The sequence below is a fragment of the Paraburkholderia sp. JPY465 genome, assembly GCF_050436725.1.
GTDB classification, from domain to species: Bacteria; Pseudomonadota; Gammaproteobacteria; order Burkholderiales; family Burkholderiaceae; genus Paraburkholderia; species Paraburkholderia youngii.
Genome location: NZ_JBNDMT010000002.1, coordinates 568,306 through 582,031, shown reverse-complemented (window position 1 = coordinate 582,031; position 13,726 = coordinate 568,306). Strand labels below are relative to the sequence as shown.

The following is a 13,726-nucleotide window of genomic DNA, read 5'->3' as shown; positions in this document are numbered from 1 at the left end:
TTAGTGTGTTGCGCTGTCAGCCGGCGCGGCGCTTGCGGGTTGCCTCGGCGAGGGTGGCGAGCACCGGTTCGGTCTGCGCCCAGCTCACGCAGGCATCCGTGATTGACACGCCGTAACGCAGCGGCACACCGGCCTTCAGATCCTGACGGCCTTCTTCCAGATGACTTTCGAGCATCACACCGATGATGCGGCCTTCGCGCGCCGACAGTTGCCGCGCGATATCGTCCGCAACCTCGATTTGCCGCAGATGCGACTTGTTCGAGTTCGCATGCGAGCAGTCGATCATCACCTGTTCGCGCAGACCGGCTGAACGCAGCGCTTCACAGGTCGCCTGCACCGACGCGCTGTCGTAGTTCGGTCCTTTCTTGCCGCCGCGCAGGATCACGTGCGCGTCGTCGTTGCCGCGCGTTTCGAAGATCGCGGCCATACCCATTTTCGTCATGCCCATGAACGCGTGGCTCGCACGCGCCGCGACGATCGCATCGGCGGCGATCTGCACGCCGCCGTCGGTGCCGTTCTTGAAACCGATCGGGCAGCTCAGTCCCGACGCGAGCTGACGATGACTCTGGCTCTCGGTCGTGCGCGCGCCGATCGCACCCCACGCGATCAGATCGGCGATGTATTGCGGGCTCAGCAGGTCGAGGAATTCGGTCGCGGTGGCGAGACCCAGACCGTTGATATCGAGCAGCAATTGCCGCGCGCGACGCAGCCCTTCGTTGATGCGGAAGCTGCCGTCCAGACGCGGATCGTTGATATAGCCTTTCCAGCCCACCGTCGTGCGCGGCTTCTCGAAGTACACGCGCATCACGATCAGCAGATCGTCGCGGTAGTGATCGGCGGCGGCCTTCAGCTTGCGCGCGTATTCGATCGCCTGGTCGTGGTCGTGAATCGAACAGGGGCCGACGATCATCACGAGCCGGTCGTCGCGGCCGTGCAGAATGTCGGCGATTTCGACGCGGGTCTTCTCGACCAGCGTCTGCACCGCGGGCGGCACGGGCAGTTCGTCCTGCAGCAGCGCCGGCGAGATCAGCGGACGGACCGCGCCGATGCGCACGTCGTCGATGCGCGTGGTGTCCTGGGTGGCGTCGGCCGAGCCGACTTCCTGATCGTGCAGGGGATTGTCGAGGGCGCTCAAGATGTTCTCCGCAATCGGTTGATAAGGCGGTCTTGCCGCCTGACTATGCGAGCGCCGCCGCGACGTGGGCGCGCGGGCGCTGCGTGGGTTTGACGTGGACCGTGCGGGCTGGCTGGCTGCGTGTCTCGCGCGAGCTTCGACGCAAGGTGTTTGCGTCGGCTTCACACGACGCCGGCGCGACCGCGCACGGATGCGCTGGCGCGATTATGACACCCGCGCCGGCCTGGCGGCAGGCGGATTCAGAGCTTGTTGATCAACGCCATCGCGGCGGCAGGATTGCGCTCCTTGAAGCCGCTGATCACATACAGATAGACGTCGCGCTTCGCTGCTGTCGCGGGCGGCTCGGCGCAGGTTTGCAGATCGTCCGGCGTGGTGCCCGCGGCGAGCTGGCGCACGCGTTCGGCCCATGCGTCGAGTTCTTTCGTCGAATAACCTTTGGCTTGCTTCTCGCTCGTGCCCATGATGCGCGCGTACACGAACGGCGCGGTGATGTCGGCGATCTGTGGGTACTCGCTGTCGGCCGCGAGCACGACCGCGACCTTGTACTTGCGCGCCAGTGCGATGAACTCCGGTGTCCTGAACGAATCGTGACGAACCTCCACCGCATGCCGCAGCTTCTGTCCTTCGATGCTCGCGGGAAGCAGCTTCAGAAAGCATTCGAAATCGTCGGCGTCGAATTTCTTGGTCGGCGCGAACTGCCAGTTGACCGGTCCGAGCTTCTGTTTGAGCAACAGCACGCCGCTTGCGAAGAAGCGCTCGATCGCGTCGCCGGCATCGGCCAACACCTTGCGGTTGGTCGCGTAACGCGGCGCCTTCAGAGAGAAGACGAAATCGTCGGGGGTCTCCTGAAACCACTTTTCGTAGCTGGCCGGTTTCTGCAAACCATAGAACGTGCCGTTGATTTCGATCGACGTCAGATGCCGGCTCGCATATTCGAGTTCGCGGCTTTGCGTGAGGTCTGCCGGATAAAACGGGCCGCGCCATGGCGCGTAGGTCCAGCCGCCGATGCCGATGCGAATGCGTGCGGCGGAGGCGGACTTCGACGGCGCTTCGGTTGATTTTTTCGTTGGCGCTTTCGTTGCGGCTTTCGGCTTGCCGCCGCGTTCTTCGCCGGACTTGTTGCTTTGCTTGCTGCTTTCCTTCGCGCTTTTCGCTGCGGGCACTTGGGCTCTCCTTCGGGCTGCGGCGGGAAAGCTCGTAGATTAGCCGCTTTTTTCGCGGTGCGCGGCGCTGGCTTCGTCGAAACGGCGGCTCGCCGCCGCCACTTCCACGCGAAAACGCTGCAATGCACTGAGCGCAAGATCGGGGGGCGTCAGCGCGGCCCACAGCACGTCGATCAGCTGATCGGCGGTGGCCTCGATATCGATCTGCCGGTTCGCGAGCGTCGCGTCCCACAGCACGTGTTCCATCGGGCCGAACACCATCGAGCGCAACAGTCGCAGTGGCATGTCGGCGCGGATTTCGCCGCTTTGCTGGCCTTGCGCGAGCACGCGCATCAACGGCGCGGTGTAGCGGCGCTGCAACTCGGTCAGCGCTTCGGCCAGTTCGTGATGCCGCGCGCGACCTTCGGACAGCACGAGTGCGCACAGGTCGGTGCCGTTTACGAGCATCAGACGCAGATGCATGCGCACAATGAAAGCGAACTGCTGGCGCACGTCGCCGTCGCGCGGCAGGCCCGCTTCGATCGCGTCGATGATCTCGTCGTACCAATCGCCGATGACCCGGGCGCACAACTCGCGCTTGCCGCGAAAGTAGCTGAACACCGTCGCCTCGGAAATGCCGAGGCGCTGTGCGATTTCCGCGGTCGTCGCGCGTTCGTAGCCCTTTTCGGAAAACACGTCGCGTCCCGCCTGAAGTATCTCCTTCACGCGCTGCTGCGACTTGCGTCCGGCCGGCTGGCGACGCGAGACAGGTAATCCGGCCTTCTCGGCAACCGTCATATGAGTCAGATTCAGATTTTCGATGCACATTGGGGGAAAACCGGCGTTCGAATGCCGCGTATATGCCCGATTAACGCGATCGTAGCACCGAATAGGCGTGCTGGCGCGTGTTTGCAAATTTTCTGAGTAAAACTCAAAAATACCTATTGACGCTTACGTCAATCTGGCGTGAAATGCGCCATGACATGTTTTCGCGTGCCGCTTCGCGTTCCGTCAGCGGCCGCTCACGAACTCAGGAGACACCGCAATGCCCAATCTGCCCGGTTTGCAGTTCCCGCTCGGCGAAGAGATCGAAATGCTGCGCGACAGCATTGCGTCGTTCGCCGCCAAAGAAATCGCGCCGCGCGCCGGAGAAATCGATCGCACCGATCAGTTTCCGATGGACCTGTGGCGCAAGTTCGGCGACCTCGGCGTGCTCGGCATGACGGTTTCCGAAGAGTACGGCGGCGCGAACATGGGCTACACCGCGCACATGGTCGCGATGGAAGAAATCTCGCGGGCGTCGGCATCGGTCGGCCTGTCGTACGGCGCGCATTCGAATCTGTGCGTGAACCAGATTCATCGCAACGGCACCGAAGCGCAAAAGCGCAAGTATCTGCCGAAGCTCGTATCGGGCGAGCACGTCGGCGCGCTTGCGATGAGCGAGCCGAACGCAGGCTCGGACGTGGTCAGCATGAAGCTGCGCGCCGCGAAGAAGGGCGATCGCTACGTGCTGAACGGCACCAAGATGTGGATCACCAACGGCCCCGACTGCGACACGCTGGTCGTCTATGCGAAGACCGATCCCGAAGCGAATTCGCGCGGCATTACCGCGTTCATCGTCGAGAAGGGCATGAAGGGTTTCTCGGTCGCGCAGAAGCTCGACAAGCTCGGCATGCGCGGCTCGCACACCGGCGAGCTGGTGTTCCAGGACGTCGAAGTGCCGGAGGAAAACATCCTTGGGGCATTGAATGGCGGCGTCAAAGTGCTGATGAGCGGTCTCGACTACGAGCGCGCGGTGCTCGCGGGCGGTCCCACCGGCATCATGGTCGCGGTGATGGACGCGGTGGTGCCGTATATCCACGACCGCAAGCAGTTCGGCCAGTCGATCGGCGAGTTCCAGCTGATCCAGGGCAAGGTCGCCGATCTGTACACGACCTTGCAGGCATGCCGCGCGTATCTGTACGCGGTGGGCCGCCAACTCGACACGCTCGGCAACGACCACGTGCGCCAGGTCCGTAAGGACTGCGCGGGCGTGATCCTGTACACGGCGGAGAAAGCCACGTGGATGGCCGGCGAGGCGATCCAGATTCTCGGCGGCAACGGTTATATCAACGAGTATCCGGTCGGCCGTCTGTGGCGCGATGCGAAGCTCTATGAAATCGGCGCGGGCACGAGCGAGATCCGTCGCATGCTGATCGGCCGGGAGCTGTTTGCCGAAACGCTGTGACGCATGCGCGTGAGCCCTAACAACAGGCGGCACTTTGGAGAAGCCACGTCATGCCGATCATCGAATCAAAACTGAACCCGCGCTCGGACGACTTCCGCGCGAACGCGGCGGCGCTCGAAGCGCTGGTCGCCGATCTGCGCGCGAAGATCGAGCAGCTCGCGCAGGGCGGTGGCCAGGCCGCGCGCGACAAGCACACGGGCCGCGGCAAGCTGCTGCCGCGTGACCGGATCGCGTACCTGCTCGATCCGGGCACGCCTTTCCTCGAACTGTCGCAGCTGGCCGCATACGGCATGTACAACGACGACGCGCCGGGCGCGGGCGTGATCACCGGCATCGGCCGCATCGCGGGGCAGGAGTGCGTGATCGTCTGCAACGACGCGACCGTGAAGGGCGGCACCTACTACCCGGTCACCGTGAAGAAGCATGTGCGCGCGCAGGAAATCGCCAGTGAGAACCGCCTGCCGTGCGTGTACCTCGTCGACTCGGGCGGCGCGAATCTGCCGAATCAGGACGATGTGTTTCCCGACCGCGATCACTTCGGCCGGATCTTCTACAACCAGGCGAATCTGTCGGCGGCGGGCATTCCGCAGATCGCGGTCGTGATGGGCTCGTGCACCGCGGGCGGCGCGTATGTGCCGGCGATGAGCGACGAGTCGATCATCGTGAAGAACCAGGGGACGATTTTTCTCGGCGGCCCGCCGCTCGTCAAAGCCGCGACCGGTGAAGTGGTCAGCGCCGAAGATCTCGGCGGCGGTGACGTGCATACGCGTCTGTCGGGCGTTGTCGATCATCTCGCGCAGAACGATGCGCATGCGCTCGGGATCGCGCGCAGCATCGTCGGCAATCTGAATCGCGTGAAGCCGGCGCCGCTCGCGTTGCAGGAGCCGAAGCCGCCGCGCTACGACACGCACAGCATCTACGGCGTGATTCCGGTCGATACGCGCAAGCCGTTCGATATCCGCGAGGTGATCGCGCGCATCGTCGACGATTCGGCGTTCGACGAATTCAAGGCGCGCTACGGCACGACGCTCGTGACGGGCTTCGCGCATATCTGGGGGCATCCGGTCGGCATCGTCGCGAACAACGGCATTCTGTTTTCGGAGTCGGCGTTAAAGGGCACGCACTTCATCGAGCTGTGCTGCCAGCGCAAGATTCCGCTCGTGTTCCTGCAGAACATCACCGGCTTCATGGTCGGCCGCAAGTACGAAAACGAAGGCATCGCGCGGAACGGCGCGAAGATGGTGACGGCCGTTGCGACCGCGAAGGTGCCGAAGTTCACGGTGATCATCGGCGGCTCGTTCGGCGCGGGCAACTATGGGATGTGCGGCCGTGCGTATTCGCCGCGCTTTCTGTGGATGTGGCCGAACGCGCGCATCTCGGTGATGGGTGGCGAGCAGGCGGCGTCGGTGCTCGCCACGGTCAAGCGCGACGGCATCGAAGCGAAGGGCGGCACCTGGAGCGCGGAGGAAGAAGAGGCGTTCAAGCAGCCGATTCGCGAGCAATACGAGCATCAGGGGCATCCGTACTACGCGAGCGCGCGGTTGTGGGACGACGGCGTGATCGACCCGGCGCAGACCCGCGACGTGCTCGGCCTTGGCCTGTCGGCGGCGATGAATGCGCCGATCGAAGACACGCGCTTCGGCGTATTCAGAATGTGACGGCGCGCGGCGCCGCGCGGCGAGAGAGCCAGCCAAAGGAGTGCAACGCATGCAATACGAAACGCTGAAAGTCGAGGTTGCCGGCCAGATCGCGACCGTCACGCTCAATCGTCCGGACGTGCGCAACGCGTTCAACGAGACGATGATCACCGAGCTGACTGCCGCATTCACCGCGCTCGACACGCGCGACGACGTGCGCGCGGTCGTGCTAGCCGCGAACGGCAAGGCGTTCTGTGCGGGCGCCGACCTGAACTGGATGAAGAAAATGTCCGGCTACTCGGACGACGAGAACCGCGCCGATGCGATGCGTCTCGCGGGCATGCTGTCGGCGGTATATCGCTGCAACAAGCCGGTGATCGCGCGCGTGAATGGCGACGCGTACGCGGGCGGGATGGGCCTGATAGCCGCGTGCGACATCGTCGTCGCGCTCGACAGCGCGCACTTCTGCCTGTCCGAAGCGCGGCTCGGGCTGATTCCCGCGACGATCGCGCCGTACGTGATTCGCGCGCTCGGCGAGCAGGCGTCGCGGCGCTACTTCGTCACCGCCGAGGCGTTCGACTGCGCGACCGCTTTGCGGCTGGGTCTGGTCAGCGAAGTGGTCTCCAGTGCCGAGCAGCTCGACGCAACGGTCGCGCAGCGCGCGCAGACGCTTTGCGCGAACGGCCCGCAAGCGGTGCGCGCCTGCAAGCGGCTCGTGCAGGACATCGCGGGCCGCGAATTGAGCGACGCGCTGATCGAGGACACGGCAGTGCGGATTGCGAAGACGCGAGCCGGCACCGAAGGCCGCGAAGGCGTTGCGTCGTTCCTCGAAAAGCGCACGCCGGGCTGGCGCCACTGACATGCCCCGCTGACAACAACCGCCCCGTACCGCCTATTTCATCGAGACACTCATGTTCAACAAGATCCTGATCGCCAACCGGGGTGAGATTGCGTGCCGCGTCGCGGCGACCTGCAAGCGGCTCGGCATCGCGAGCGTGGCCGTCTATTCGGACGCCGACGCCAACGCGAAACACGTCGCCGCCTGCGACGAAGCAGTGCATATCGGCGGCTCGACGGCGGCGCAAAGCTATCTGCGCATCGAACGCATCATCGAAGCCGCGCGCGCGACCGGCGCGCAGGCCGTGCATCCGGGCTACGGCTTTCTTTCCGAAAACGAAGACTTCGCGCATGCGTGCGAAGCAGCCGGCATCGTCTTTATCGGACCGCCGGTCGAAGCGATTGCCGCGATGGGCTCGAAGGCCGCCGCGAAGGCGCTGATGCACGCTGCCGCGGTGCCGCTCGTGCCCGGCTATCACGGCGACGACCAGGAGCCGCAGTTGTTGCAGGGCGAGGCCGACGCGATCGGCTATCCGGTGCTGCTGAAAGCTAGCGCGGGCGGCGGCGGCAAGGGCATGCGGGTGGTCGAGCGCAGCGCGGACTTCGCGGCCGCGCTGCTGTCGTGCAAGCGCGAGGCGGCGAGCAGCTTCGGCAACGATCGCGTGCTGATCGAGAAGTATCTGACGCGGCCGCGGCACGTCGAAGTCCAGGTATTCGCCGATCGGCACGGTGGCGCCGTCTATCTGTTCGACCGCGATTGCTCGGTGCAGCGGCGGCATCAAAAAGTGCTCGAGGAAGCGCCCGCGCCGGGGCTGTCGGCCGAGGTCAAACGTGCGATGGGCGAAGCGGCCGTGGCTGCCGCGCGCGCGGTCAATTACGTCGGCGCGGGTACGGTCGAGTTCATCATGACGCCGACCGGCGAGTTCTATTTCATGGAGATGAACACGCGGCTGCAGGTCGAGCATCCGGTCACCGAGATGGTGACAGGGCAGGACCTCGTCGAATGGCAGCTGCGCGTTGCCGCGGGCGAGGCGCTGCCGCTCACGCAGCAGCAGTTGAAGCTCGACGGCCACGCGATCGAGGCGCGCATCTACGCCGAGCATCCGGCGCGCGGTTTCCTGCCGTCCACCGGCATGCTCAAGCATCTGCGCATGCCCGAAGGTGTCGAGTTCGCGATCGACGCGGCCGGACTCGGCGAGCCGGGACGCAAGGCGCCGGTGCGCATCGACAGCGGCGTGCGCGAGGGCGACACGATCACGCCGTTCTACGATCCGATGATCGCGAAGCTGATCGTGCACGGCGCGACGCGCGAGGAGGCGTTGGCGCGCCTCTCCCGCGCGTTGCATGCGTGCGAGGTGGTCGGGCCGCATACGAACGTCGAGTTTCTGCGGCGCATCGTCGCGAGCGAACCGTTCGCGAGCGGCGATCTCGACACCGGTTTGATCGAGCGTCATCACGACGCGCTGTTCGCGCCGGCACAGAAGCCGTTCAAGGAAGCGCTCGCGCTCGCGTGCGCCGCGTTGCTGACGCGCGAGGGCGGCACCGCGCACGGCGCGTCACCGTGGGACGCGCTGTCGCACTGGCGGCTCAATAGCGGTTACACGCAAACGCTCGGCTGGCGCGTGATCGACGACCGCGCCAACGACGACAGCCCCGAGTCGTTCACAGTCGTTTTCGCGCGCAACGGGGACACGCAAGCACTCGTGCAAACCCTCGAACACGACGGCGTGCGCGAGGACTTCAGCTGGTCGGTCGGCACGGGCGCCCACGAATTCCGCGCGACGATCGGCGATGCGCGCGTGACGGGGCGCGTATTCGTCGACGGCGACAGGTTCCACGTGTTCTGCCACGGCGAGACGCTCGCATTCGAATGGCAGAACCTGCTCGCGCATGCCGCGGATGCCGAGCACGGCGAAGGCCGTCTGACCGCGCCGATGCCGGGCAAGGTGATCGCGGTGCTGGTCGAACCGGGCGCGGTGGTCGAAAAGGGCGCGCCGCTGATCGTGATGGAAGCGATGAAGATGGAGCATACGATCGGCGCGCCGGCTGCCGGCACCGTCGCCGAGGTGCTGTATTCGGTCGGTGATCAGGTCGCCGACGGCGCACAGCTGCTGGTGCTGGACGTGCAGCCGGCGGCTGAATGAGCGCGCCGAGTGGAAGATGAGCGACGGCGTGAATCAGGCGAGCCGCGCGTAGCCCGCCGCGCGCGCCTCGCTTTCGAGTTCGCCGATGCGCGCGTAGTCGGTCAGCGGCAGCGCCGAAAAACCTCTCAAACGCAGGCGTTTCGCTCGCTCGGGGCGGATGCTCAGCGTCTCGTTCAATGCATCGCGCAGCGCGGCGATCGTGGCCGGCGGCACATTGGCCGCGGCGATCAGCGGCAAGCCCGGGGAGGCAGCGGTCATGCCGATCGCGCGCACGCGCCGCGCCAGCTCGGGCAGCACATCGCCCACGAAGGCGAAAGTCACGCAGTCGATCGCGGCGACGTCCGCGCGATTGTCAGCGACCGCGCGCAGCGAGCCGAGATGCGAGCCCGTGCGCAGTACGGAGCCGAAGAACATGCCGGCGCGAGCGAGCGGCGCGACCGCGTGGCGAAACGCGTTCATGCCGCTGTTCGAGTCGTCCTGGTTGTAGGCGGCGCGCGCGCCGCGGCACGAGGCGAGTGAGTCGAAGCGCGCGTCGGCGCGCGTGACCAGTACGCTCGAGTAATGCGCGCCGTCGCAGCCGGGCGCATCGAAGCAGGGTGTCGCGACCAATTGGACCTGTGCGTGCAGCCCGTGCATCAGCGGATAACCGCAGGTCTGCGAGATCAGCAGGTTCGGGCGCCGCCAGAAGCCGTGCAATTCCTCGTCCGGTTCGACGATGCGGCACCCGGGCTTGACCCGGCGCAGCACGTCGTCGAGCCAACCGCGCCATTCGAGGTCGAGCGCGGGTGTCACGTTGTACATCGGCAGGGCGGCGATCCAGCTCATGAAGGCGTTTCTCGCACGCCTAATGTCTGACCAATTTGAAATCGTCCAGACCGAGCCGCACCGGCTCGCTCGGCGTGTACTGCCAGCGCTGCGCGGCGACCGAAAGAATCTCGTCCTGCGCATCCTCGAACGCGACCAGCAGGTCCTCCTTGCGACGGCTCTCAGCGCCGCAGAACTCGACCAGCGCGTCGGCGCTGACTTCAAAAACCTGCGCGCGCTCGTCGCAGCACACCCGGAACGCGACCGTCGCGCATTCCGTCACACAGGGCCGAAACCCCTCATCGACATAGACCGACATGGCGAACTCCTTCCAACGCCTGAATCGACAGGATGACAAACCGCGCCTGCCAGGTATGTGGGAGAACCGGCATTGACGGCCAAATGCCCGGCGCCGCGGCAGGCGCGACGGTCCGGAAACTGGCGGAAAGTAAGCCAGAAACTGGCGGCGGACTCGTTCAAGCCCGAGCCAGGGCCGCGGCGTGAACCGTGGCCGGAGGAAGACTGCGGCGATTCGCCTCGCCATCGGTCCTGCCTCGTGGTGGACCGCCGCGGATCGGAACCACGGCGGGCATTGCTCAGAAGACGCTTAAATCGGGGGCTCCAATCTAACGTTGAAATCGGCGCGCGAACTGCTCGCGCCGGTCTCGGACTGTCTTTGGGATTTTCCCACCAACCTCGCGGTGTAGATCCGCGCAGGTATCCACTTTACGATTAGCGCGCGTTTTGTGCAGGCGATGAATTCGGCGCGGCTGGCTGGGTTACGTTTGCGCCCGAGAAATTGAGCCGGCGGATCAGCGGACCCAAGGTCGTTGCTTGAATCAGCAGGCTGAACACGACGACCAGATACGTGACGCCGATGAACATTTCGCGTCCGTGAAACTCGGGCAGCGACAGCGCGAGTGCAATCGAGATGCCGCCGCGCAAACCGCCCCACGTCAGTACCACAGCCGAATGCGGACTGAGCCGCCGGAACTTCTGCAGCGCGAGCAGCGGAATCGCGACGCTGACGCCGCGCGCGAACAGCACGACCGGGATCGCCGCGAGCCCGAGCCAAACGATCTCGAAGCGCAGCGACAGCGCAATGATTTCGAGCCCGATCAGCCCGAACAGCACGAGATTGAGCAACTCGTCGAGCAGGTCCCAGAAATTGAACAGATGCTCGCGCGTCTTCTCCGACATCGATGTCGACGCGCCGTGATTGCCGATCACGAGCCCCATGATCACGACCGCCAGAGGCGCCGACACGTGCAACGCTTCGGCGAGACTATAGCCGCCGGTCGCGAGCGCGAGCGTGATCAGGATCTCGACTGGATAGCTGTCGATGCCTCGCAGCAGCAGCGACGCGCCGAAGCCGAGCGCCGCGCCGAGCACGAGCGCGCCGGCGACTTCGCGCAGTAGATCGAATGCGATCGCGCCCGCGGAAAACTCGTTCGCACTGGTCGCGAGTCCGACCAGCGTGACGAACGCGACGACGGCCGTGCCGTCGTTGAACAGCGATTCGCCGGTGATCTTGGTTTCGAGGCTTTCGGGCGCCGCGGCGCGCTTGAGCACGCTGAGCACCGCGATCGGATCGGTCGGCGAGATCAGCGCGCCGAACGCGAGGCACCACAGCAGGCTGACCGGTTGGCCGAGCCATTGCGCCGCGTAGTAAAAGCCGAAGCCGACCACCGCGATGGAAATCAATACGCCGATCGTCGCGAGCATCAGCACCGCGCGCCGCTGCGTGCGCATCTTCGACAGATCGACGTGCAGTGCGCCGGCGAACAGCAGCAGGCTTAGCAGGCCGTGAAACACGATGTCGGCGAAATCGATCTGCACGACGATCTTGCGCGCGGCGATCGCCATCGCCGGATAGTAGAAGCCGAGCGCCGAGATGCCGACGCAGACGACGAGACCGACTGCGGTGATGCCGAGCGTGTCGGGCAACCTGATGAACCGATAGTTGAGCACGCCGAACAGCGCGACGATGGCGAACAGCGCGCCGGCAATCTGGAAGACGCTCATCGTGCACGCTCCCACGCTTCGCGGCGGCGCGAACGCGTGATCATCGTCGCAGCGAGGTGACTTACGCGACGAGGCATAAGACAGGCAGGCAGAGAAAGTCGCCACGATTGCGATATTGAACCAGCGAGATGTTTCACCAGCAATTCCTTATTCAGGCTCATTCAATCCGATAAACCAACTACGGTCTGCAATGACACGAACGTTGCCGCTGGCGATAGAGCGACGTGCCGCTACAGACGCTTTATTCAAACTCCACGGACGATGAGATCAGACGCAAAGTACTTTATCGAACCACAAGCGGATGACGGCGAACCGGTTGGGGCTAGGCCCGCCAGAAGGGTGCCCACGATGGGCAATGATAGTGTTCGGACCACTGAAGCGCCGTGCGAGTTCCGGTCTTTATTTTGGGATATAGCTTTTTTATTTCGAGATCTTTCGCATGGCTTGATTCGTCACGGTCTACTCAATTGGATCTGAATTAGCGTTATCCACTTGTAATCCGCTTTTGTCGTCCGATGAGATCACTATTGCGCATGTGTGACGCAGGAATTGGCACGCCGAAAACAGGGAAAGCCCTAACCGAAAACCGCCGAAGATCTGACAATTTTTCACAATTGCGAGTCGAGAATGATGCAGCATCGACACATGGCGAAATGCTGTTGTGTAGAAATGGCTGAAGACGGAGAAGAGTATGGAGCAAACCTATCGTTATCGTGGATTCGACATCGTGGTCAACGCGTTGCACGCAACGCATACGTGTTCACATGTCGGCGGTGTCACTGCGCGGCGTACGTACGTGGCGAACGTTACGTTGAAGACGCGGCTGATCGGCGGCGAGTGGTCGACTGCTTTTCGCGTCGGTCCGCTGCCCGGTCGTTCGGCGACCGATTTGTGGGAAGTACTGGCGGCTGGATTCGCGGCCGCCACTCGGGTCGTTGACGATGTGGTGAGCGTGATGGGTGATGGCCTCCTCGCGCGCAAGGCGGCCTGAGGCCGTGGCAAGCGTGGAAATAAGAGATAACCGCGCGTATCTCTGCGGTGCGTGTGGGTCCCAGGCAGGACGTGCCCGTCTCCTCAGCGTCCTGTTGTCTTAATCCCGCTCCCCCTGTGCGGGATTTTTTTTGCCCATTTGAAATAGCGGGCGCTCGACGACGCACTGCCACATCGGCATGAGAAAAGACAAGAAAAAAGCCTCGAACGCGAAGCGCGATCGAGGCTGCCGAAGGACCGACTCAATGCCTGTCCGGGGAAGGTCGATCGGACCCGTGATCGACCTTCCCCACTATAGCGAGTTGTCCGCCTAGTAGTTGTGAACAAATGTCTCAATCGGATGCGCGTAGCATTGATTACCCGCGCCCCCGCATCCGCCGTCGTACATGCAGCCGCCCTGGCGGCTCGAAATACGTGCCGAAGCGCACGAGCCCGGCCTTCTTCAAATGACACGTCATTTCGAAACTGACCAGCACGCCCGGATCATCGTTCTCGAGGATGTCGATGTCGATAGCGCGAATACGGGGTTCGTATTTAAGCAGTGTCGCTTCCATCTGCTGCTTCAGCGCGTGCGCCGACGACGGCAACGCCTTGTAGATGTTCGTCATGTCCGGCAGACCGTAGTCGGGCAGGTGCTTCAACGCGCCCGCGCGCGTGTTCAGAATGCGCTGCACGTTCTGCTGCACGCTCAGGCATTCGAGCGTGCGGTCGTCGTAGGCGTCGAGCGGCTTGCCGCCGATCTGGCCGAGCAGCATGTCGTAGAGGGACGGCCCAGCTGGCATCGA

General features: G+C 64.1%; 12 protein-coding genes. 5 read left to right on the top strand and 7 right to left on the bottom strand.

What is annotated here, in order from left to right; translation table 11 throughout:
• Positions 1–16: 16 nt before the first annotated feature.
• From QFZ94_RS04750 to QFZ94_RS04740, 3 genes are all read right to left on the bottom strand, one after another.
• Positions 17–1,135 (bottom strand): 3-deoxy-7-phosphoheptulonate synthase, encoded by a 1,119-nt coding sequence (locus QFZ94_RS04750; RefSeq protein ID WP_281374985.1) that lies wholly within the window; start codon positions 1,133–1,135, stop codon positions 17–19.
• A gap of 239 nt (positions 1,136–1,374) precedes the next feature.
• Positions 1,375–2,298 carry a DUF72 domain-containing protein gene (locus tag QFZ94_RS04745; protein ID WP_429455749.1) on the bottom strand — a complete coding sequence of 308 codons (924 nt, stop codon included), beginning with the start codon at positions 2,296–2,298 and terminating at the stop codon, positions 1,375–1,377.
• A gap of 39 nt (positions 2,299–2,337) precedes the next feature.
• On the bottom strand, positions 2,338–3,075 hold the full coding sequence (locus tag QFZ94_RS04740; RefSeq protein ID WP_410849499.1) for a TetR/AcrR family transcriptional regulator: 738 nt from the start codon (positions 3,073–3,075) through the stop codon (positions 2,338–2,340).
• A gap of 247 nt (positions 3,076–3,322) precedes the next feature.
• Here QFZ94_RS04740 and QFZ94_RS04735 point away from each other — a divergent pair, with 247 nt between their 5' ends.
• Genes QFZ94_RS04735 through QFZ94_RS04720 form a run of 4 tightly spaced genes read left to right on the top strand, consistent with a single transcriptional unit; the run spans position 3,323 to position 9,122 of the window.
• Complete coding sequence (locus tag QFZ94_RS04735) at positions 3,323–4,504, top strand: isovaleryl-CoA dehydrogenase (protein ID WP_429455748.1); 1,182 nt, start codon at positions 3,323–3,325, stop codon at positions 4,502–4,504.
• 50 nt (positions 4,505–4,554) lie between these two features.
• Positions 4,555–6,162 (top strand): carboxyl transferase domain-containing protein, encoded by a 1,608-nt coding sequence (locus QFZ94_RS04730; RefSeq protein ID WP_410849412.1) that lies wholly within the window; start codon positions 4,555–4,557, stop codon positions 6,160–6,162.
• Positions 6,163–6,211: 49 nt separating this feature from the next.
• Complete coding sequence (locus QFZ94_RS04725; protein WP_429455747.1) at positions 6,212–7,000, top strand: enoyl-CoA hydratase/isomerase family protein; 789 nt, start codon at positions 6,212–6,214, stop codon at positions 6,998–7,000.
• Positions 7,001–7,052: 52 nt separating this feature from the next.
• Positions 7,053–9,122, top strand: coding sequence for an acetyl/propionyl/methylcrotonyl-CoA carboxylase subunit alpha (locus QFZ94_RS04720; RefSeq protein ID WP_368587158.1), 2,070 nt, complete (start codon positions 7,053–7,055; stop codon positions 9,120–9,122).
• 33 nt (positions 9,123–9,155) lie between these two features.
• On the opposite strand, the gene QFZ94_RS04715 is transcribed toward QFZ94_RS04720, so the two are convergent.
• The 3 genes from QFZ94_RS04715 to QFZ94_RS04705 all read right to left on the bottom strand — a co-directional run bounded on the left by QFZ94_RS04715 (position 9,156) and on the right by QFZ94_RS04705 (position 11,951).
• A complete protein-coding gene (locus tag QFZ94_RS04715) occupies positions 9,156–9,947 on the bottom strand; it encodes a phosphate/phosphite/phosphonate ABC transporter substrate-binding protein (RefSeq protein ID WP_429455746.1) in 792 nt (263 codons plus the stop codon).
• Between the two features lie 19 nt (positions 9,948–9,966).
• Positions 9,967–10,245, bottom strand: coding sequence for a DUF1488 family protein (locus QFZ94_RS04710; RefSeq protein WP_368587156.1), 279 nt, complete (start codon positions 10,243–10,245; stop codon positions 9,967–9,969).
• 413 nt (positions 10,246–10,658) lie between these two features.
• On the bottom strand, positions 10,659–11,951 hold the full coding sequence (locus tag QFZ94_RS04705) for a cation:proton antiporter (protein ID WP_429455745.1): 1,293 nt from the start codon (positions 11,949–11,951) through the stop codon (positions 10,659–10,661).
• Positions 11,952–12,642: 691 nt separating this feature from the next.
• On the opposite strand from QFZ94_RS04705, the gene QFZ94_RS04700 reads away from it, so the two are divergent.
• Positions 12,643–12,942 carry a hypothetical protein gene (locus QFZ94_RS04700; RefSeq protein WP_429455744.1) on the top strand — a complete coding sequence of 100 codons (300 nt, stop codon included), beginning with the start codon at positions 12,643–12,645 and terminating at the stop codon, positions 12,940–12,942.
• 355 nt (positions 12,943–13,297) lie between these two features.
• On the opposite strand, the gene tssE is transcribed toward QFZ94_RS04700, so the two are convergent.
• Entirely contained in the window at positions 13,298–13,723 is a 426-nt protein-coding gene (tssE, locus tag QFZ94_RS04695; RefSeq protein WP_429455743.1) for a type VI secretion system baseplate subunit TssE, read from the bottom strand.
• Positions 13,724–13,726 lie beyond the last annotated feature (3 nt).

Bases quoted from the DNA above. Each gene is read 5' to 3' on its own strand.
- QFZ94_RS04715 (WP_429455746.1), bottom strand. From the start codon at position 9,947: ATGAGCTGGATCGCCGCCCTGCCGATGTACAACGTGACACCCGCGCTC.
- QFZ94_RS04735 (WP_429455748.1), top strand. From the start codon at position 3,323: ATGCCCAATCTGCCCGGTTTGCAGTTCCCGCTCGGCGAAGAGATCGAA.
- QFZ94_RS04705 (WP_429455745.1), bottom strand. From the start codon at position 11,951: ATGAGCGTCTTCCAGATTGCCGGCGCGCTGTTCGCCATCGTCGCGCTG.
- QFZ94_RS04700 (WP_429455744.1), top strand. From the start codon at position 12,643: ATGGAGCAAACCTATCGTTATCGTGGATTCGACATCGTGGTCAACGCG.
- QFZ94_RS04710 (WP_368587156.1), bottom strand. From the start codon at position 10,245: ATGTCGGTCTATGTCGATGAGGGGTTTCGGCCCTGTGTGACGGAATGC.
- QFZ94_RS04730 (WP_410849412.1), top strand. From the start codon at position 4,555: ATGCCGATCATCGAATCAAAACTGAACCCGCGCTCGGACGACTTCCGC.
- tssE (WP_429455743.1), bottom strand. From the start codon at position 13,723: ATGCCAGCTGGGCCGTCCCTCTACGACATGCTGCTCGGCCAGATCGGC.
- QFZ94_RS04740 (WP_410849499.1), bottom strand. From the start codon at position 3,075: ATGACGGTTGCCGAGAAGGCCGGATTACCTGTCTCGCGTCGCCAGCCG.
- QFZ94_RS04725 (WP_429455747.1), top strand. From the start codon at position 6,212: ATGCAATACGAAACGCTGAAAGTCGAGGTTGCCGGCCAGATCGCGACC.
- QFZ94_RS04720 (WP_368587158.1), top strand. From the start codon at position 7,053: ATGTTCAACAAGATCCTGATCGCCAACCGGGGTGAGATTGCGTGCCGC.